This window comes from Acidocella sp. MX-AZ02, assembly GCF_000306035.1.
Taxonomy (GTDB): Bacteria; Pseudomonadota; Alphaproteobacteria; order Acetobacterales; family Acetobacteraceae; genus Acidocella; species Acidocella facilis.
The window spans coordinates 735787-754265 of the sequence record NZ_JH976208.1; the positions used below are offsets into that span (position 1 = coordinate 735787).

At 66.0% G+C, this 18479-nt stretch carries 16 protein-coding genes; 6 read left to right on the forward strand and 10 right to left on the reverse strand.

What is annotated here, in order from left to right; translation table 11 throughout:
* From MXAZACID_RS11825 to MXAZACID_RS11840, 4 genes are all read right to left on the reverse strand, one after another.
* On the reverse strand, positions 1 to 465 hold a 465-nt coding region (locus tag MXAZACID_RS11825), incomplete at its 3' end, for a LacI family DNA-binding transcriptional regulator (protein WP_008494603.1).
* 5 nt (positions 466 to 470) lie between these two features.
* The gene (locus tag MXAZACID_RS11830; RefSeq protein ID WP_008494604.1) at positions 471 to 1211 is read right to left on the reverse strand and encodes an ATP-binding cassette domain-containing protein; all 741 of its coding nucleotides are present in this window, start codon (positions 1209 to 1211) and stop codon (positions 471 to 473) included.
* Entirely contained in the window at positions 1208 to 2173 is a 966-nt protein-coding gene (locus MXAZACID_RS11835) for an ABC transporter permease (RefSeq protein ID WP_008494605.1), read from the reverse strand. The genes MXAZACID_RS11830 and MXAZACID_RS11835 overlap by 4 nt, the downstream gene beginning before the upstream one ends.
* Complete coding sequence (locus MXAZACID_RS11840) at positions 2170 to 3174, reverse strand: substrate-binding domain-containing protein (RefSeq protein ID WP_144052756.1); 1005 nt, start codon at positions 3172 to 3174, stop codon at positions 2170 to 2172. The genes MXAZACID_RS11835 and MXAZACID_RS11840 overlap by 4 nt, the downstream gene beginning before the upstream one ends.
* A gap of 205 nt (positions 3175 to 3379) precedes the next feature.
* Here MXAZACID_RS11840 and MXAZACID_RS11845 point away from each other — a divergent pair, with 205 nt between their 5' ends.
* The 4 genes from MXAZACID_RS11845 to egtB all read left to right on the forward strand — a co-directional run bounded on the left by MXAZACID_RS11845 (position 3380) and on the right by egtB (position 6584).
* Positions 3380 to 3736 (forward strand): ArsC family reductase, encoded by a 357-nt coding sequence (locus MXAZACID_RS11845; protein ID WP_008494608.1) that lies wholly within the window; start codon positions 3380 to 3382, stop codon positions 3734 to 3736.
* Positions 3737 to 3795: 59 nt separating this feature from the next.
* Entirely contained in the window at positions 3796 to 4284 is a 489-nt protein-coding gene (locus MXAZACID_RS11850; protein ID WP_008494609.1) for an NUDIX hydrolase, read from the forward strand.
* Positions 4285 to 4510: 226 nt separating this feature from the next.
* Entirely contained in the window at positions 4511 to 5401 is an 891-nt protein-coding gene (gene egtD / locus MXAZACID_RS11855) for an L-histidine N(alpha)-methyltransferase (RefSeq protein WP_205619796.1), read from the forward strand.
* Complete coding sequence (gene egtB / locus MXAZACID_RS11860) at positions 5385 to 6584, forward strand: ergothioneine biosynthesis protein EgtB (RefSeq protein ID WP_008494611.1); 1200 nt, start codon at positions 5385 to 5387, stop codon at positions 6582 to 6584. Before egtD ends, egtB begins: the two co-directional genes overlap by 17 nt.
* Before the next feature lie 16 nt (positions 6585 to 6600).
* On the opposite strand, the gene MXAZACID_RS11865 is transcribed toward egtB, so the two are convergent.
* Together MXAZACID_RS11865 and MXAZACID_RS11870 are read right to left on the reverse strand one after the other, a co-directional pair.
* Positions 6601 to 7836 carry an MFS transporter gene (locus MXAZACID_RS11865; protein WP_008494612.1) on the reverse strand — a complete coding sequence of 412 codons (1236 nt, stop codon included), beginning with the start codon at positions 7834 to 7836 and terminating at the stop codon, positions 6601 to 6603.
* Positions 7837 to 7968: 132 nt separating this feature from the next.
* Entirely contained in the window at positions 7969 to 9042 is a 1074-nt protein-coding gene (locus MXAZACID_RS11870) for a HoxN/HupN/NixA family nickel/cobalt transporter (RefSeq protein WP_008494613.1), read from the reverse strand.
* Positions 9043 to 9137: 95 nt separating this feature from the next.
* Between MXAZACID_RS11870 and nikR the strand changes: the two genes are divergently transcribed.
* Both nikR and MXAZACID_RS11880 read left to right on the forward strand, forming a co-directional pair.
* Positions 9138 to 9593, forward strand: coding sequence for a nickel-responsive transcriptional regulator NikR (gene nikR, locus MXAZACID_RS11875; RefSeq protein WP_008494614.1), 456 nt, complete (start codon positions 9138 to 9140; stop codon positions 9591 to 9593).
* Positions 9594 to 9658: 65 nt separating this feature from the next.
* Positions 9659 to 9907, forward strand: a complete 249-nt coding sequence (locus tag MXAZACID_RS11880; RefSeq protein WP_008494615.1) for a CsbD family protein — start codon at positions 9659 to 9661, stop codon at positions 9905 to 9907.
* A gap of 191 nt (positions 9908 to 10098) precedes the next feature.
* Here MXAZACID_RS11880 and treY read toward each other — a convergent pair whose 3' ends face one another.
* From treY to glgX, 4 genes are read right to left on the reverse strand one after another with little or no spacing between them, the layout of a single operon-like run.
* Complete coding sequence (treY, locus tag MXAZACID_RS11885) at positions 10099 to 12807, reverse strand: malto-oligosyltrehalose synthase (protein WP_008494616.1); 2709 nt, start codon at positions 12805 to 12807, stop codon at positions 10099 to 10101.
* The gene (gene malQ / locus MXAZACID_RS11890) at positions 12804 to 14699 is read right to left on the reverse strand and encodes a 4-alpha-glucanotransferase (protein ID WP_240376627.1); all 1896 of its coding nucleotides are present in this window, start codon (positions 14697 to 14699) and stop codon (positions 12804 to 12806) included. Before malQ ends, treY begins: the two co-directional genes overlap by 4 nt.
* Positions 14696 to 16411 carry a malto-oligosyltrehalose trehalohydrolase gene (gene treZ, locus MXAZACID_RS11895; protein WP_008494619.1) on the reverse strand — a complete coding sequence of 572 codons (1716 nt, stop codon included), beginning with the start codon at positions 16409 to 16411 and terminating at the stop codon, positions 14696 to 14698. The genes malQ and treZ overlap by 4 nt, the downstream gene beginning before the upstream one ends.
* Entirely contained in the window at positions 16408 to 18477 is a 2070-nt protein-coding gene (glgX, locus tag MXAZACID_RS11900; protein ID WP_008494620.1) for a glycogen debranching protein GlgX, read from the reverse strand. The genes treZ and glgX overlap by 4 nt, the downstream gene beginning before the upstream one ends.
* Between the last annotated feature and the right edge of the window lie 2 nt (positions 18478 to 18479).

Below are 18479 nucleotides of genomic sequence, written 5' to 3' on the forward strand. Positions count from 1 at the left end.
GCTGTCATAGGCGGCGAGGCTGGCATCTGGCCGGTCAAGCACCACCATAGGCAGGTTGGGCCGGGTGGCGATGCGGGTGGAGCCTGGAATCCAGATGATGCCATCCGCCCGCTCCGCCAGCGCCGCCAGCGCCTCGCTCTCCGCCTCATGGTCGATGCCGGCACTGGCCAAAATCAAGGCATGGCCGCGCTGCCAGGCGGCCTGCGTCACCGCCTGCGCCAGCGCCGGGAAGAACGGGTTGATCAGATCCGGCAGCAGCAGCCCCACCGCATGGTGCCGCCCGGTGCGCAGTGCCCGCGCCGAGAGGCTGCGCCGGTAATTCAGCGCGCTGATCGCCTCCTCCACGCGCTGGCGGGTCTCCGCCGCCACCGGCTTGCTGTCATTCAGCACGAAGGACACGGTCGCGGTGGAAACCCCCGCGCGGCGGGCGACATCGTGCAGGGACGGGCCGGGGCGGCGGGCCATCGTGCTTAAGCGGCGCCGCCGGCGATGGCGGCGACCACCTGCGTGCGGTCGACCTCCTTGGTGCGCCACTGCGCGATGGTGCGGCCGCCGCGCATCACCCAGATGCTGTCGGAAATCCGCATCACCTGCTCCAGATCATGGCTGATGATCAGCTGCGCGATGCCCTCATGGCGCAGATTGCCGATCAGCGTTTCCACCGCCCCGCGCTCACGCAGGCCCAGCGCCGCCGTCGGCTCATCCATGATCACCAGCGCCGAGCCCCAGGAGGCGGCGCGGCCGATGGCGATGGATTGGCGCTGCCCGCCGGAGAGCCGGCGCACCTTGGCGCGCACCGGCGGCATGTTCACCAGCAGCCGTCCCAGCCGCGCCTGGGTTTCCTCGATCATCCGGCGCCGCTGCAGCCAGCGTAGCGGGCCGAAGCCGCCGGTCAGTTCCCGGTTCAGGAACATATTCTGCCAGACGGCGAGATCCTCGATCAAAGCGAGATCCTGATAGACCGTCTCGATGCCCCTGGCCCGGGCCTCGGTGGGGGCGCTAAAGCGCACTGCCTCGCCACGAAAGCTGATGCTGCCGCCATCGGGCGGATGCACGCCGGTGATGCAGCGGATCAGCGTGGATTTGCCCGCGCCATTATCGCCGACCAGCGCCGTCACTTCCCCGGCCGGGCAGCACAGCGCGGCGCCGCGCAGTGCCTCCACCGCGCCGAATTGCTTGCGCAGATCCTTCACCTCCAGAACCGGGCTCATCGTTGCAACCTGCTGAGAATGGCGGCGGCGATGACGACGATGCCGACCGCGATGGGTTGATAGAATTCCGAAATCTGCAACAGCGTGAAGCCGTTGAGCAAGGTCGTGAGCACCAGCGCCCCGGCCACGGTGCCCAAAATCGCCGCCCGCCCGCCAAACAGCGAGCTGCCACCCAGCACCACCGCGGCAATCGAGGTGAGCAGCTGCGAGGTTTGCAGCGACGGGTCCGAGCCGCCGGTGCGCGCCACCAGCAGGATGGCGGCCAGCCCGACCAGCGCGCCGTCGATCACATACACGGCGATGCGCATGCGGTTGACCGGAATGCCCATATTGCGCGCCGCCTCCCGGTTGCCGCCGGTGGCCAGCACATGCGTGCCGAAGGCGGTATGGGTGAAGAGCAGATGCGCGCCGGCGGCGATGAGCAGGGCGATTAGATAGAAATACCGCACCGGCCCGATCGAGCCCAGCGCGAGCGCCTGCAGGAACGGGCTGGTGACGCTGAAGGACTGGCCGGAACTGACGATCAGCGCCAGCCCGTTCATCACCCCCAGCATGCCCAACGTGGCGATGAAATCATTCACTTTCAGCTTGGCGATGACCAGGCCATTCACCAGCCCGACCAGCGTGCCCGCGACAATCGCGGCCAGCGCCGAGAGCGCGATGCCGAACCCGCCATTATAGGCGAGCCCGAAGATCACCGCCGCCCAGGGCAGATTGCCGGCGATGGAGAGGTCAATGCCGCCGGTGACGATGGCGAATTGCTGCGCCGTGGCCAGCACCAGCAGGATCGAGGCGGAGACCAGCAGATCGCTGATATTCGCCCAGGTGAGGAAATAAGGGGTGAGCACCGAAAAGGCCGCGCCGATCACGATCAGCCCGATCAGCGCGGCATTATCGCCCCAAAAACCGGGATCGCGCAGCTTCAGCGCGATCCCGCCCGGCCTGGCCACGGCTTCGCTCACGGCGCGCCGAAGGGGTCGGTGAAGCTGAAGAACGGCCGCGGGAAGGATTTCAGCGCGGCGTCGGCATTCTTCGGCGTGATCAGTTTAATCGGCGCGGTGATCTGGGCGGGCACGGCTTTGCCCTGGGAGAGCGCATCGCAAGCCTGCACCGCCATCTCGCCCTCGGCATAAGGATATTGCGAGACGGAGCCTGAAAGTTTGCCGGACTGCACGGCCTGCAGCGCTTCCTTCACCCCATCGATGGAGACGACCTTGATCTGCCCGGACTTGCCGGCATTGGCGATGGCCTGGGCGGCGCCCAGCCCCATCTCGTCATTGGCGGCGAAAATGCCGGCCAGCGTGGGGTGCACGCGCAGCATCGCCTCGGTCTCGGTCATTGCCCGGTCGCGCTCGTAATCCGCCGCCTCGGCCTGGACGATGTTCAGCTTGCCGGCAGTGGTTTTGCGAAACGCGCCCTCGCGCAGAATGCCGTTATGCTCGCCCGGAATGCCCTCCAAAATCGCGACATCGCCATGATCGCCGAGCAGCCCCAGCATATAATTGGCGGCGAGCTCGCCAGCATTGGTGTTGTCCGAGCCGATGAAGCTGGTGATCTTCAGCCCCGCCGCCTTCACCGCGTCAGGATCCAGCCCGGTATCGAGATTGATGATCGGGATGTTCTTCTGTGAAATCGGGATCAGCGGTGTGATGACATTGGTGCCATTCACCGGCACCACCCCGAAACAGCTGAAATTCTCATTCGCCATGGTCGAGATCTTGGCGTTCTCGCCGACCGCGTCGGTCTCGCTGGCGCCGGCCTGCACGCTCACCGGCACGCCCAGCTTCTTGCCCTCGGCTACGGCGCCATCGCGCAGCGCCCGCCAATAGGGATTGTTGAAATCGCGCACCACGATGGCGATCCGCGGCTTCGCGGTCTGGGCGTGGCTGAGTGCTGTGGTGGCGAAGGTGAGCGCGCAAATGGACGCGGCCCCCGCCAGAATATGGCGTATCGAACGGTTCATCATTTCCCCCTGCGGCATTTCGCGCCGCTTGTTTTGACGTATTGCTTCAACGTGGCTTGGCCGCCTGATCTTCGCAGGTTAAACGTTTAATATTGACAAGCCCGGCAGGTGTAAAGAGATTTTTTCAGCTTGTTTTTTGCTGCGCCGCGGAATTTTATCGGAGACCCGGTCATGTATAATGGCATCGAAGCGGAGGATGAGGGCGATGATGAGCAAACCGACACTCTATGGCATCAAAGCCTGCGACACGATGAAAAAGGCCAGGTCCTGGTTGGATTCGTATGGCATCGATTATGTGTTTCACGATTACAAGCAGGCGGGCATTGAGCCGACGCTACTGGCCATCTGGGCGGATAAAATCGGCTGGGAGCTGCTGCTCAACCGCGCCGGCACCACCTTTCGCAAACTCCCTGATGAAACGCGCGCGGATCTGACTCAAGCCAAGGCGCTGGCGCTGATGCAGGCGCAGCCTTCGATGATCAAGCGTCCCGTGCTTGTGCGTGAGAGCGAGATTATCGTCGGGTTCAAGCCGGAGCGTTATGCGGCGTTGTTTTCGGCATGAGATCCTGCGGGGGCGCTTAAGAGCCTGGACATCGCGCCGCCGATTGGCCAAACCGGGGCATGGTGAATCTCGATCCTCCCGCTCTGCCGCTCGTTGCCGCCCTGCCTTATCGCCTTGGCCGGCACGGGCTGGAGATCCTGCTGATCAACAGCCGGGCGACGCGCGGCTGGAGCATTCCCAAGGGGGCGCCCAGCGATGCGCGCCACCCGCACCGCACCGCTGAAATCGAGGCGTTTCAGCAGGCCGGGGTGCGGGGGGCGATGTCGCGCAAAGCGCTCGGCCCCTATGCCTCGGCCTGGCGCCTGCCGGAGGGAGGCGAGCAGAGTGCGGAGGTGGAGATCTTTCCGCTTTTGGTCTCCAACGAGGCCGCCACCTGGCCGGAAAAACCCCATTGCCGGCGGGTCTGGTTTCCCGCCCAGGAGGCCGCCGGTAAGGTGGAGGAGGACGCGCTGGCGCAGATCATCCGCGACTGGCTGGCCGAGCGCGTCGATAACGGGCGCGGCCTGACCAAACAGGCCCGTGGCCGTGGCGGCAGCCGCCACGGCTGAGCCGGGGCATCCACGCCACCGGGGTTTCTGCCGCCATGTTCATGACCCCCGCATTGCCGCGTTGTAGCACGTGGCAGACGCTTTCCTCTTGCGGGGCGGCAGCGGGCTGCCCAAGTGGTGGCGCGGAGCTATCTTTGAAAGGGCGGCGACGTTGCAACAAGCCACACCCCCGAGGCGCGAACTGGGCGACCAGATCGCAATCAATGCGGCGCACGCCAGGCATGAATTGGCATCTTGTCTATCCCGTCAAATTGCCACTCTGCCGCCGAAATATTTCTACGACACCCAGGGCTCGAAACTCTTCGAGGCGATTTGCGAACTCGATGAATATTACCTCACCCGCACCGAAGCGCGGATATTAAGCCAGAACCTCGCCGCCATCGCCCAGCGGGCCGGGGCGGATGTGGCGCTGATCGATCTCGGCGCCGGCAATTGCGCCAAGGCGTTCAAGCTGCTCGCCCGGCTGCGGGTGCGGCATTACGTGCCGGTGGATATTTCCACGGCGTTTTTGAGCGAGGCGGTGAAGACACTGGCGCAGGCCTATCCGGATCTGGAGATCCACCCGGTCGCGTTGGATTTTTCGGAGCGTTTCGCTTTGCCCGCCGCAGTGCAGGCGCTGCCCAACAAGCTGTTCTTCTATCCCGGCTCCTCGCTCGGCAATTTCTCGCCGGTGCAGGCGCGGCTGTTTCTGGAAACGTTGCGCGCCGCCGGCGGTGATCTGCTGATCGGGCTCGATCTGGTGAAGCCCGCCGCAATGCTGGAAGCGGCTTATGACGATGCGCTGGGGGTCACCGCCGCCTTCAACCGCAACGTGCTGCGCCAGACCAATCATCTGCTCGGCAGCGATTTCGATCTGGCTTCATGGCGCCACAAGGCCGTATTCAATGCTGACCATAGCCGCGTGGAAATGCATTTGCAGGCCGCCACCGCCTGCCATGTCAGCTGGCCCGGCGGTGGCCGGGATTTCGCCGCCGGCGAGACCATCCATACCGAAAATTGCTACAAATTCACCTGCACCGGGATCGAGGAGATGCTGCACAGCGCCGGCTTCAGCGACATCGCCTGCTGGAGCGACCCTGATGATGCCTATCTGGTCTGCCATGCGCGCGCGGGCTGAAGCGCCAAGCGCCAGCGCCCTGGCGGCGCGCTTCGCGGCGGTGCGCGCGCATAGCCGCACTTTGGCCGCGCCCTTGTCGGAAGAGGATTGCGCGGCGCAATCCATGCCCGATGCCAGCCCGGTGAAATGGCATCTCGCCCATACCAGCTGGTTCTTCGAAACCTTCATCCTGGAGGCGCATGAGCCGGGCTTCACCGCGTTCGATCCGGCCTTCAGGGTGCTGTTCAATTCTTACTATAACGGCGTCGGTGAGAAATTCGCGCGGGCGCAGCGCGGCCTGCTCACCCGGCCGGGCCTGGCACGGGTTCTGGCCTATCGGGCGAATGTGGAGGAGCGAATGTCCCGGCTGTTCGCGGCCGGGCTGGGGGCGGAAGCTGCCTCTCTGGTGGAGCTTGGCCTGCAGCATGAGCAGCAGCATCAGGAGCTGATCCTGACCGATTGCCTGCATCTGCTGGCGCAGAACCCACTCTACCCGGTCTATGACGACGAGGCGCCGCAGCCCGCTATGGCGCCCGGCGCGATGGAATGGGTGGCGTTCCCGGAAAGTCTGGTGCGGATCGGCCATCAGGAAGGCGGGTTCTGTTTCGATAACGAGCTGCCGCGCCATCGCGTCTTTCTGGAACCCTTCGCCTTGGCCGACCGGCTGGTGACCAATGGCGAATATCTGCGCTTCATCGAGGATGGCGGCTACACCCAGCCGGGGCTCTGGCTTTCCGCCGGTTGGGATTTTGTGCGGGCCAACGGGCTGAGCCATCCTTTCTACTGGCGCCCCGGCGCGGAAGGTTGGCGCGCCTTCGGCCTGCGCGGGTTGGAGGCTTTGCAACCTGATGCGCCCGTGCTGCATCTTTCCTATTTCGAGGCGGCTGCCTATGCGCAATGGGCCGGCGCCCGCTTGCCCACCGAAGCCGAATGGGAGACAGCGGCACGGCATCGGCCGGACCTGCCGCAGCTTTTCGGTGCCGCCTGGCAATGGACCAGCAGCGCCTACGCGCCCTATCCGGGCTTCCAGGCGGCGGCCGGGGCGGTGGGCGAGTATAATGGCAAGTTCATGGTCAACCAATATGTGCTGCGCGGCAGCTCGCTGGCCACGCCGCCGGGCCATGCCCGCGTCAGCTACCGGAATTTCTTCCCCACCGAGGCGCGCTGGCAATTCACCGGGCTGCGTCTGGCCAGATCGCTATAGGGCGGGCGATGCGTGGTCAAACCAGCTGCCGCCGGGCGCCGAGCGCATAGATCGCGGCGCTGGCAAGCGCAATGAGCGCCGCCAGCAGAAAGGCCGGGGTGAATGAGCCGGTGACCTGCACCACCAGCCCGGTCACCAGCGGTGCCAGCGCCCCACCCATCGAGGCGCCGACATTCTGCACCGCCTCCAACGTCGCCACCGCCTTGTTCGGCGCGATGATCGCCGCCAGGGCCCAGCCGCAGCTGGAGGCCAGATTGGCGCCGAACAGCCCCGCCGCGATCAGCGCGATCGCCGCCCCCAGCCCGGAGACCAACGCGGCGGCCAGCGTGCAGGCCCCGGCCAGCGCCATGCCGGCGATCACCGGCGCCAGGCAGGCCCAGGCCGGACTGCAGCCAAGCCGGCCGAGCCCGCGCGCCAGAAACCCCGCCAGCACCGCCCCGGCAAACCCCGCCAGCAACGGCAAGCTCGATAAAAACCCGGCCTGGCGGATGGAGAGATGCCGCGCCGTCTCCAGATAGCCGGGCAGCCAGGTGGCATAGAGCCAGGAGACATAGATGATCCCGAAGAACCCGAAAAACAGCGCCCAGCTGGTCGGCTGGCGCAGCACCCAGCCCAGCCCGGCGGCCTCGCTTGCATCCTCCGGCGCGATCTGCGCGAGATCATCCGGCGCCAGCCCCGCCTGGGCCGGATCGCGGTAATACAGCACCCAGCCCAGCGCCACCGCCAGGCCTGCAAGCCCGGCGACCACGAACATGCCGCGCCAGCCGCAGGCCAGCATCAGCAGCGTGAGCAGCGGCGGTGCCAGCGCCGGGGCAAAGGCGGAGGAGGCGTTGAACAGCGAAATCGGCAAGGCCCGCTCGCTCACCCGGTACCAATCCGCGCAGACCCGGGTGCCGCCAATATACATCGGCGATTCCCCCAGCCCCAACGCGACGCGCGCGGCCAGAAACGACCCCAGCCCGGTAACGAACCCCGCGCTGATCTGTGCCGCCGACCATAGGACGAGCCCGGCGCTGAGCACTTTGCGTGCCCCGAACCGGCCGATCGCCGCCCCGGCCGGCAGTTGCGCCAGCCCATAGGCCCAGGCGAAGACCGCCAGCAACAGCCCCATCTGGGCGTAGGAGAGATGCAGCTCCTGGCGGATCCGCGGATTGCCGATGGAAAGCGCCGAACGGTCCAGATAATTCACGCATCCGGCGAGGATCAGGATGGCGAGGGACAGCCCCCGCCTGTGTCGCGTGCGCGCCTGCATCCGCTCCCCCTCATGCTGCAGGTTTGAATGTGGCGCGGCCGGCGGCGAATGAAAGGGCGCTAGGTTTTGTTTGAGCGAGCAATCTCATGTGTTTATCTTGACGCTGGCGCGTCAAGATAAACACATATTGCTCTAGTCGCCCGGCGCGATCTCCAGCTCGTCATAGCGTTTGAACTTGTAGATCGCGACCGATGCCAGCCATGCCAGCAAAAACACCGCCACGATGCCGTAGCCGAGCAGCCCGAAGACAGCATCACCATTCAGCCAGGACACCTGGTCCCAGAACCGCCCGGTGAGCACGAAGGCGCCCTGGACCATCCCCAGCAGCTCGATCCCGCCGATCCCCACCGCCACCAGCACCGAGACCGCCGTGATGGTCATGTTGTAGAACAGCTTGCGCATCGGCTTCATGAAGGCCCAGCCATAGGCGCCCAGCATCAGGATGGAATCCGCCGTGTCGATCAGCGCCATGCCGGCGGTGAACAGCGCCGGGAAGATCATGATCGTCCAGATCGGCAGTCCCTTGCTGGCGGCGGCGGCGGAAATGCCAAGCAGCCCCACCTCGGTCGCGGTATCAAAGCCCAATCCGAACAGCAGGCCGATCGGATACATCTGCCAGCTCTGCGTGACCATGCCGAACAGGCCCCGGAACAGCCGGGCGAAAACCCCGCGCCGGGCCAGCAGCAGTTCCAGCTCCTCCTCCCGGTAGGCGCCCCCCTTGCGCACCCGCCGGAAGCTTTTGAACAACCCGCGCAGAATGCTGAGATTGAGTGCCGCCATGCCGAGCAGGAACAGGCCGGAGACCAGCGTGCCGAACAGACCGCCCCAGCTGGAGAGCGCGTGAAACCGCCCCTGGAGCGCCGCCGCGCTCAGCGCCACGGCGGCGGAAAGCGCGACGACGACGGTGGAATGGCCGAGCGAAAAGGCCAGCCCCACCCCAACCGGGCGCTGCCCCTGCTGCATCAACTTGCGGGTGACATTGTCGATGGCGGCGATATGGTCAGCGTCCACCGCATGGCGCAGCCCGAAGCCGTAGGCCAGCAGCGCGGTGCCCAGCAGCAACGGATAATGCCGCAACAGGCTGAGTGCCCCGCCCCAGAGCAGCGCATTGGCAAGCGCTAGACCCAGCAGCATCAGCACCCCGCGCCTGCCGGCGCCGCCCGCCATTGCTTGCCTCAACGCGCCCAGCATAAGCTCCGCCTCCATCGCCTGTCTCCTCAAGCGTATGAGGAAAATAAAATTCTGTCATACGCTTTTTGACGCAGATTGCACCGCTCCCGCATTCGCCGCACACTCCGCACATGGAACGGGTCACCATCACCATCGATGACGAGCTTCTCGCCCAGCTGGACGCGCTGGCGACGCTGCGCGGCTATGCCAGCCGCTCGGAGGCGGTGCGGGAGATGCTGCGCGAGGCGGCGCGCCAGGACCATCTGCGCGATGGCGCCACACCCTGCATCGCCACCCTGACCTATGTTTACGACCACACCCAGCGCGACCTGCCGCAACGCCTGGTGGAGGCGCAGCACCATCAGCATGATCTCAGCGTCGCCACCACCCATGTGCATTTCGGCCATGATGAGTGCCTGGAGGTGGCGATTTTGCGTGGCCCGGCGCGGGCGCTGCAGCGCCATGCCGATGCGCTGACCGCCCAGCGCGGGGTGCGCCACGCGCATCTACACCTCATCCCCGCCCCGGCGCATGAGCATGGCGCGCACAGCCACAGCCATACGCCGGGGCGCACTTCAAACTCTTAATCTTCCCGTCATTGGCCGCCGCCTCCCGCCGCCTACATGCAAGCTAGACCAAGGAGGTTTATGTGATGGACGAAAACGAAATCAAAGGTGCGGCGCGCGAGTTTGGTGGCCGGGTGCAGGATGCGCTGGGCGGCCTGACCGGCGATGCCAAGACCCAGGCCGAGGGCAAGTGGAACCAGGCCGCCGGGCAAGCCCAGCGCAGCTTCGGCGCCACGGTCGATGATGTGATCGAGAATGTGAAGGACAAGCCCCTGGCCGCACTGGCGGCTGTCGCCGGCGTCTCCTTCCTCGCCGGCTGGTTGATGCGCAAATAACCAAAAACGGGGCCGCGAGGCCCCGTTTTTTTGCCACCAAGCGGCGACCTGAGGAAACAGAGCATCAAGCTTGATGCACTGTTTTCTACAAACAATTTCAATTCATGATTTAACGCTGTCACGTCCACCGCAACAGATCATGCTTTAGCGCCGTCGATCCGCAGAAGCGAGATCGAGTGCGCCGCGCGATGTCAAACCCGCCGCAGCAGCGCCACCGGCAGCTTGGCCAGCAGTTCGCGCAACAGCAGCGTACCGGGGCTTTCATACGCGGTGCCGGTCAGCTCATCGCGCCAGCGCCCGGACGGCACCGCGAGGCTGGTGGTGCCCCAGACATAAGGCGGCAGCAGCGGAATCTGCACCATGAAGCCCCCCGCCAGCCGGGTGGCGAGGGTGAGCACCTCATGCTGCAAATCCGCCCGGCGGAAGGCGATGAGATGCCCCGCCATATCGCCGTCCGCCTCCAGCGCCTCGTAGCTGCCATGGGCGAACAGACCCTGCATCTCGCGGCGGGCGGCGAGGGCGCGGGCGATCAGGCTCTGCTTCACCCGCCCATCCCGCCAGGCGGTGAGATCCTCTGGCCCTTGCCGCAGTCCGGACATGCGCGCGGTGAAATCAACCGGCCGGCGATTATCCGGATCGACAAAACTTTGGTCCCAGAATTCCGTACCCTGATAGAGATCCGGCACCCCCGGCACGGTCAGGCGCAGCAGCGTCTGCGTCAGCCCGTTGATCGCCCCGGCGGCGGCGATGCGGTTGGCGAAGGCGATCAGCTCGTAGAGCATCGGCCGCCTGGCATCCAGGCAGGCCATCAGGAAGCGCTCGCAGGCCGCTTCATACTCCTCATTCGGCGCCGCCCATTCCGAATGCAGCTTGGCCTCGCGCAGGGATTTCTGCTGCCAGGCCGCCACCCGCGCGCCATAGGCCTCGATCCCGGCCTGATGCTGCGCCTCCAGCCCCAGCGGCCAGCCCGCCACCAGCATCTGGTAGAGCATCAGCTCATCGGCCGCATCCGGCCCCACCGGCTCACGGATCGCCGCGTTCAGCCGCATCCAGCGCGTCGCCGCCAGCTCCCATTCGCCGGGGATTTCGGAGAGCACGGCCAGGCGCGCGCGGGTATCCTCGCCGCGCTTATGGTCATGGGTGGCGGTGGCGAGCATCGCGCCGGGGGTGAAGGCGCCGCGCCAGGCCGCCTGGGCGTGGAAACTGGCCGGGCTGAGGCTGAACTGGCCAGGGCTGGAGCCGACTTCATTGCGTGAGAGCAGCCGCCCAAACCGGTAAAACGCCGTATCCTCCACCGCTTTCGCCGCGGTGGGGGAGGAGAGTTGCTGAAAGGCGATGCGCGTATGCAGCAGCAATGCGCGCGCCGGGCCGGCGGGCAGGGCGCAGGGCCGGGCCTCCAGCAGCCAGTGGCGCAGCAGGTCCAGCACCTGCCGGTCCGCGCGGCGGATGCGCTGCGCGGCCAGCGTCATCGCCGTGTCGAAAGCGCGGCTATCCTCCGCATCCGCCCCGGCCGGGCCGGCATAGATGCGATAGAGCGGAAAGGCGGCCAGCAGCTCCTGCAGCCCTTGCTTGATCACGTAGTAGGAGAAATCCGTGGTGGCGCGGTCCTGCCTTGCCAGCCGGGTGAGCAGCCCCGCCAGACGCGTCAGCTCTCCGGCCAGGCTGTCGCGCAAAATCTGCCGGCGCGCCTGGTCCTCGATTTGCATAAAATCCGCGCCGCGCCCGGTCAGGCTCCAGAGCGCTGTCAGCTCCGCCTCACCGGACGGGTCGTGCAGCACGGCACTGACCTGATCCATGAAGTCATAGCCGGTGGTGCCATCCGCCTGCCAGCGCGCCGGCATCGTCTCGCCCGCGGCCAGGATTTTCTCCACCACGATATAAGGCGCGCCCTGCGCGGCGCTTGCAGGGCGCTGTGCCCCCGCAGCCGCCATCGCCCGGCGCAGCTTGCGCAGATAGGTGCCCGGTGCTGCCAGCCCGTCCACATGGTCCACCCGCACCCCGTCGATCAGCCCGCGCGCATAAAGCTGCAGAATCAGCCCATGGGTGGCGTCAAACACCTCCGGGCGTTCCACCCGCAGCCCGGCCAGGCTGTTAATGTCGAAGAAACGGCGCCAGTTGATCTCGGCGGCGGCGGTGCGCCACCAGGCCAGCCGGTAATGCTGCCGGCGCAAGAGCTGGTGCAGCCGGCCGGGGCTGGAAAACCCCGCCAGATGCGGCGCCAGCGCTTCCTTCTGTGCCGTGGCGAAGTTCCGCAGCGCCTGTTTGGCCGCCGCACCGGCCTGGGCCGGATTTGCGGCCTGCGCCGCCTCGGCGAAATGCTGCGCCAGCGGGGCGGAAAGCCCGCGCAGCAATGGCGCGATGCTGGCCAGAGAGAGCGGCAATTCATGCTCATGATAGCGCAGCACCAGCCCGCCCGATTGGGCCAGAGCCAGCTTGATCTCTCCGGATTGCAGCGCCTCGCCATATTGCAAGCCAAGATACGGCGCCAGCACCCGCCTGTTCAGCAGCGGGTCCGGATTATCCCAGTCGATATCGAAGAAATTCGCGTAGGCGCTGCGTTGCCCATGCTCCAGCACATCCTGCCACCAGCGATTATCCGCCCCGCCCACTGCCATATGGTTGGGCACGATATCCAGCAGCAGCCCCATCTCATGTGCCCGCAGCGCCGCCACCAGCCGCTCCAACGCCTCCATGCCGCCCAGCTCCGGGTTGATCCGGGTCGGGTCGATCACGTCATAGCCATGCATCGAGCCGGCGCGGGCGGTCAGCAGCGGCGAGGCGTAGAGATGCGAAACGCCGAGGGCCGCATAGTACGCCACCAGCGCCACCGCGTCATCGAGGGTGAAATCCTTGTGGAATTGCAGCCGGGCGGTGGCGCGCGGCGTGGTGCGCAGGGTCATTTTGCCTCCTTGCGGGCCTGATCGAGGGCGGAAAGCCGGGCCTTCACATCCTCCCGGGCGAATAAGCTTGGCGCATCCGCGGGCAGGCGGCGGCGCCAGTTGGGGTGCTCATCGGTGGTGCCGGGCAAATTGGGTGCATCCGGGCTGCTCAGCGCATCCTCGATCGGCAGCAGCGCCAGCGCGCAGGCGGATTTGCCGAGATGCCGTGCCGCCGCCAACGTCACCGGCCCGGCCTCCTGCGGGCTAGGCTGCGCCGCGCGGGTGACGCCGGAGCGACGAAACGCCGCCCACAAGGCGGCGCGATATTCCCCCCGCGCCGCCTCATCCTCGCCGGCCCGCCCCAGGCGCTGCCGCCAGGCGATATCCTCGCTCTGCCACCAGCCGGCCACCGTTGGCAGGTCATGGGTGGTGGTCATCGCCACCGCCTCCGGCGACCAGCGGGACGGGGAAATGAAGCTCTTGCCACGCCGCTCGAACCAGAGCACCCGCATCCCGGCAATCCCGGCGCGCGCCAGATCCGCCCGCAGCCCCCGCGGCAGCGTGCCGAGATCCTCGCCCAGCACGATGGCGCGATGGCGGGTCGATTCCAGCACGGTCAGGCGCAGCAGATCTTGAAAGGGCATCGACAGATACGCGCCCTCGCGCGGCGAGCGCCCCAGCGGCACCACCCAGAGCCGCTTCAGCCCCATCACATGGTCGATGCGTACGCCGCCGGCATGGCGCAGCGCGTGGCGCAGCATGGCGAGATAGCCGGAAAACCCGCTGCGCCGCAGCCCCAGCGGCGAGAAACCGGTAATGCCCCAGCCCTGGCCCTCCTGGTTGAACAGGTCCGGCGGCGCGCCGATTTCCAACCCGTTCAGCATCTCGCTCTGCCGTCCCCAGGCCTGGGCGCCATCCGCACTGGTGCCCACCGCCAGATCGCTGATCAGCCCGATCCGCGCCCCGGCACCACGGCAGGCCTGCTGGGCCGCCTCCAGCCCCGCCTCCGCCTGCCATTGCACCCAGGCATGGAAGGCGATCTCCTTGGCATGGGTGGTAGAGAAATCCGCCAGCGCCGGATTGTCCGGATGCCGATACGCCTCCGGCCAACGCCGCCAGTCACAGCTGCCCAGATGCAGGCTGAGCGCCTCATACCGCGCATGCTGCTCCAGATCCGCCCCGGCCTGTGCCCGATAGGCGGCCAGTCCGGCCTCGTCGACGCCATGGTCGAAATCCTGCCGCAGCAAGGCGAGCTTGCGCGCGGCGGCGCGCGGCCAGTCGATCAGCTCATCCGGCGGGGCGATGGCATCGCGGGCGATATGCAGCACATTCAGCGCGATGCGGCTGGACGGCGCATAGGGCGCATAGCGCGTGACATCGCCCGCGAACAACGCATGCACCGGGCTGAGCGCGATCGCATCCGCCCCTTGCGCCGCCGCCTCGCGCCCATGCGCTGCCAGGGCCGCGAAATCGCCGATGCCGCCATCATCCGTCCGGCGCAGCGCATATAGCTGCAAGGCCAGCCCCCAGAGCCGCCCCTGCGTTGGGGCCAAGCCGTACGCGCGGCCCGGTGCGATCGCGATGTCATGCGTCCGCGCGCCGATCTCGATGCGATGATAGCCCGCCCGCTCCAGCCCCGGCAGCACGATACCGCCTGGCGCCTTCAGCGCTGTCAGCGCCTGGGTGCTGCCGTCCTCGTAAATCACCCGCGCTGCGCCTGGCCGCCCTGGCAGGCGGAGCGCCTGGCCAACCCAGGCGGTGTGAAGCGCCTGCGGCTGATCGGCCCGGCTTTCCCCCAGCGCCTCCAGCACCAGGCGCAGCGTCTCGTCGCTGACAATTTGCGTCTCACCCCCAGCATCCAGCCAGCGCCGGGCAATGCCGGCCTGGGCGGCGGCGCGGTGCAGCGCCGTCACGCGCCCCGCCACAGGCAGGTGGTGCAGGCGGGCAAGGCGTCGGTCACTGGCGGGCCGTAAAGCTGGCGGCCGGGCGCGGCTTGCAGGGCAACCGCATCATGCCCGAAATTCGCCGCCAGGGTGAGCAGGCTGCCATCGTCCATCCGCCAGCTTGCACGCACCGCATGCCGGCCCAGCGCCTGCGCCCCCAGGCTGCGGCAGCCTTGCAGACCCGGGGCGATCTCCCGCGCCCGCAGCGCCAGGCAGCTTTGATAGAGGGCGGTCCAGCTGGTCTCGGGAAAATGCGGACGGCTGGCTTCGAAGCTGGCGGGATCGTTCGGGTCAGGGATGGTCTCGCGCACCTCGGGATCGGAAAAGGCCGGGAATTTCGCGAATTCCTTGCGCCTGCCTTCGGTGACCGCCTGGCGCAGTTCATCGTGATGGTCGGTGAAGAACAGAAAGGGCGTGGTCTCGCCGCTCTCCTCGCCAAAGAATAGCATCGGGATCTGCGGGGTGAAGAGCAGCAACGCCACCGCGGCGCGCAGCGCATCCGGATGCGCCAGCGCGTGCAGCCGCTCGCCAAACGCCCGGTTGCCGACCTGGTCATGATTCTGCAGGCAGATCACGAAGGCGCTGGTGGGCAGGCTTGTGCTGTCACTGCCGCGCGGCGCCCCGCCAGCATGGGGCGAGGGCTCGCCCTGGTAGGCGAAGCCTTCCGCCAGGCAGCGCGCCAGCAGCCGCGCGGCATCCTGGAAATCCTCGTAATAGGCATCCTTTTCGCCGGTCAGCAGCACATGCAGGCAATGGTGAAAATCATCATCCCATTGCGCATCGAAGTTCTTCGGCCCGCCGCCGATCAGGCTGGCATCATTCTCCTCATTTTCCAGGATCAGATGCACATGCCGCCCTGGCGTGGCGCTGCGGATGGCGCCGGCTAGCTCATGCAGAAAGTCTTTATCGGCGATGGCGTGCACGGCATCGAAGCGCAGCCCGTCGAACCGGTAATCGCACACCCATTGCAGCGCATTGCCGATGAAGAAATCCCGCACCGCGCGGCGGCGGAAATCGATCGCATCGCCCCAGGGCGTAGAGCGGTCGGCGCGAAAGAAATCGCTGGCGTAGCCGTGCAGATAATTTCCGTCCGGGCCGAAATGATTATAGACGACATCGAGAAACGCCTGCAGCCCGTGCCCATGCGCCGCATCCACCAGCGCTTGCAGCTCAGCCGGGGTGCCGTAGGCCGCATCCGGCGCGTAGGGCAGCACGCCGTCATAGCCCCAGTTCCAGCGTCCGGGAAAATCCGCCACCGGCATCAGTTGAATGGCGGTGACGCCCAACGCGGCCAGACGTGGCAGATGTGCGATGACACCGGCAAACCCGCCCATCGCGCCGACATGCAGCTCATAGATCACAGTCTCGCTGAGCGACCGCCCGTGCCATTCCGGGTGCCGCCAGGCGTAGGTCAGATCCACCACCAGGCTCGGCCCAAGCACATCCTGCTGCTGGGCACGGGAGGCCGGGTCGGGCACCAGCGTCTCGCCATCGATCCGATATTGGTAGGCACTGCCGGCGGGGGCGTCGGCGTCGATGGTCCATAATCCGGTCTCCCCACGCTGCATGGTCTGCGCTGCGCCATCGCGCATCAGCTCGACCATGCGCGCCTGCGGTGCCCAGAGGGTGAAGCGGGTTTGCACTGTGCTGAGCGGGCGCGCGCCGAATTGGATCAGGCTCATGACGCCGCGTCAGCAACCAGCAGCAGCACCGCACGCGGCGCCACATGCACCTTGTCGCCCTCCACGCGCACCGGCTCCAGATCCGGCCGGGCGCTATCCAGCACCAATGTCCAGCCCATGGCCGGGCCGGGCAGGGTGTAGTCGCGTGCCTCGGCGGCGGCATTGAACATCGCCAGCGTGATATCGAGCTGCTCATCGCTTCTCACCGCGCGGCGCAGCGAGAACATCTGCGCCGACGCATCCGCCCAGGCCGCCTCATCCAGCATGTTGCCGGATTCATCGAACCAGCTCGCATCCTGAATACCGGGCAAAATCTCCTTGCGCCCATGCATGAAATGTCCTGGCAGTAGGCTCGGATGCGCCGTCCGCAGGGCGATCACCTTGCTCGCAAACGCGATCAGGCACTCATCCTTTTTTGACCAGTCGAGCCAGGAGATTTCATTATCCTGGCAATAGGCGTTGTTATTGCCCTGCTGGGTGCGGCCCATCTCATCGCCGGCCTGCAGCATCGGCGTGCCGTGGGAGAGAAACAGCGAGCCCAGCAAGGCGCGCTTGAGCGCAGCACGGGTATCATTGACTGCCTGATCCTCGGTCTCGCCCTCATGGCCGTAATTGGCGGAATAATTTTCGCCGTGCCCGTCCTTGTTATCCTCGCTATTCGCCTCGTTATGGCGCTCCGCGTAGGTGACGAGGTCATGCACGGTAAACCCGTCATGTGAGGCGATATAATTGATACTGGCCCAGCTTTTGCGGCGATGATGCTCGAAAATCTCACTCGATCCCATCAGCTTGCCGGCAAGCGCCCCGCGCTGCCCGGCATCGCCGCGCCAATAGCGGCGCAGCGTATCGCGATACTGGTCGTTCCACTCCGCAAAGCCCGGCGGATGATTGCCAAGCTGATAACCGCCAGGGCCGATATCCCAGGGTTCGGAAATCAGCTTCACCCTGGAGAGCACAGGGTCCTGCCGGATGGCGTCAAAGAAGCCGCCATGCGGATCAAAGCCATGGCTCTCGCGCCCCAGCGTCGAGCCGAGATCAAAGCGGAACCCGTCGACATGGTATTCCTCCACCCAATGGCGCAGCGAATCCAGCACCATTTGCAGCACCCGCGGATGCGCCACATTCAGCGTGTTGCCGCAGCCCGTGTCATTCACCAGATAGCGCGGCTTATCCGCCACTGGCTGGTAGTAGGAGAGATTATCCAGCCCGCGCCAGGAGAGGGTTGGCCCCATCTCGCTGCCTTCGCAGGTATGGTTATAAACGACGTCGAGAATGATCTCGATCCCGGCCTCATGCAGCTTGCGCACCGTCTCGCGAATTTCCCGGCTACCGGACTCTGGGTTGGCCACGTAGGCGGGCTCCGGCGCGAAGAAGGCGAGGGTGGAATAGCCCCAATAATTGCGCAGACCCTTCTGCTGCAAGAAATGATCCTGCAGATAGGCGTGCACCGGCAGCAGCTCGATGGCGGTGATGCCAAGTTTGACCAGATGCTCGATAACGCGCGGATTGCCCAACCCGGCGAAACTGCCACGCTCGCTCTCGGCCACGTCAGGATGGGTTTTGGTGAAGCCGCGCAGATGCGCTTCATAGATCACGCTCTCTTCCCAAGCCCGGTGAGGCGGCGCGTCACGACCCCAGGGAAAGGTCTCGTTGACCACCACGGCCTTGGGCATGAAATTCGCGGAATCGCGCCGGTCGAAGGAGAGGTCGCCGCGCGTCGAGCCAACATTATAACCAAACAGCGATTCTGAAAAAGTTAAAGTGCCAGAAAGACGTTTTGCGTAGGGATCGAGAAGAAGCTTGTTCGGGTTGAAGCGATGCCCCGCCTCCGGCTGGTAGGGGCCATGGGCGCGATAGCCATAAAGCAAACCTGGCCCCGCCTGCGGCAGGTAGCCATGAAAAATCTCATCCGTGCAGTCCGGCAGCTCGATCCGCCGAACCTCCCTGCGCCCGGCCGGGTTGAACAAGCATAATTCGATCCGCTGCGCATGCGCGGAAAACACCGCGAAATTTACCCCAAGCCCGTCCCAATGCGCGCCCAGAGGGTATGGTTTTCCAGGCAGCATTT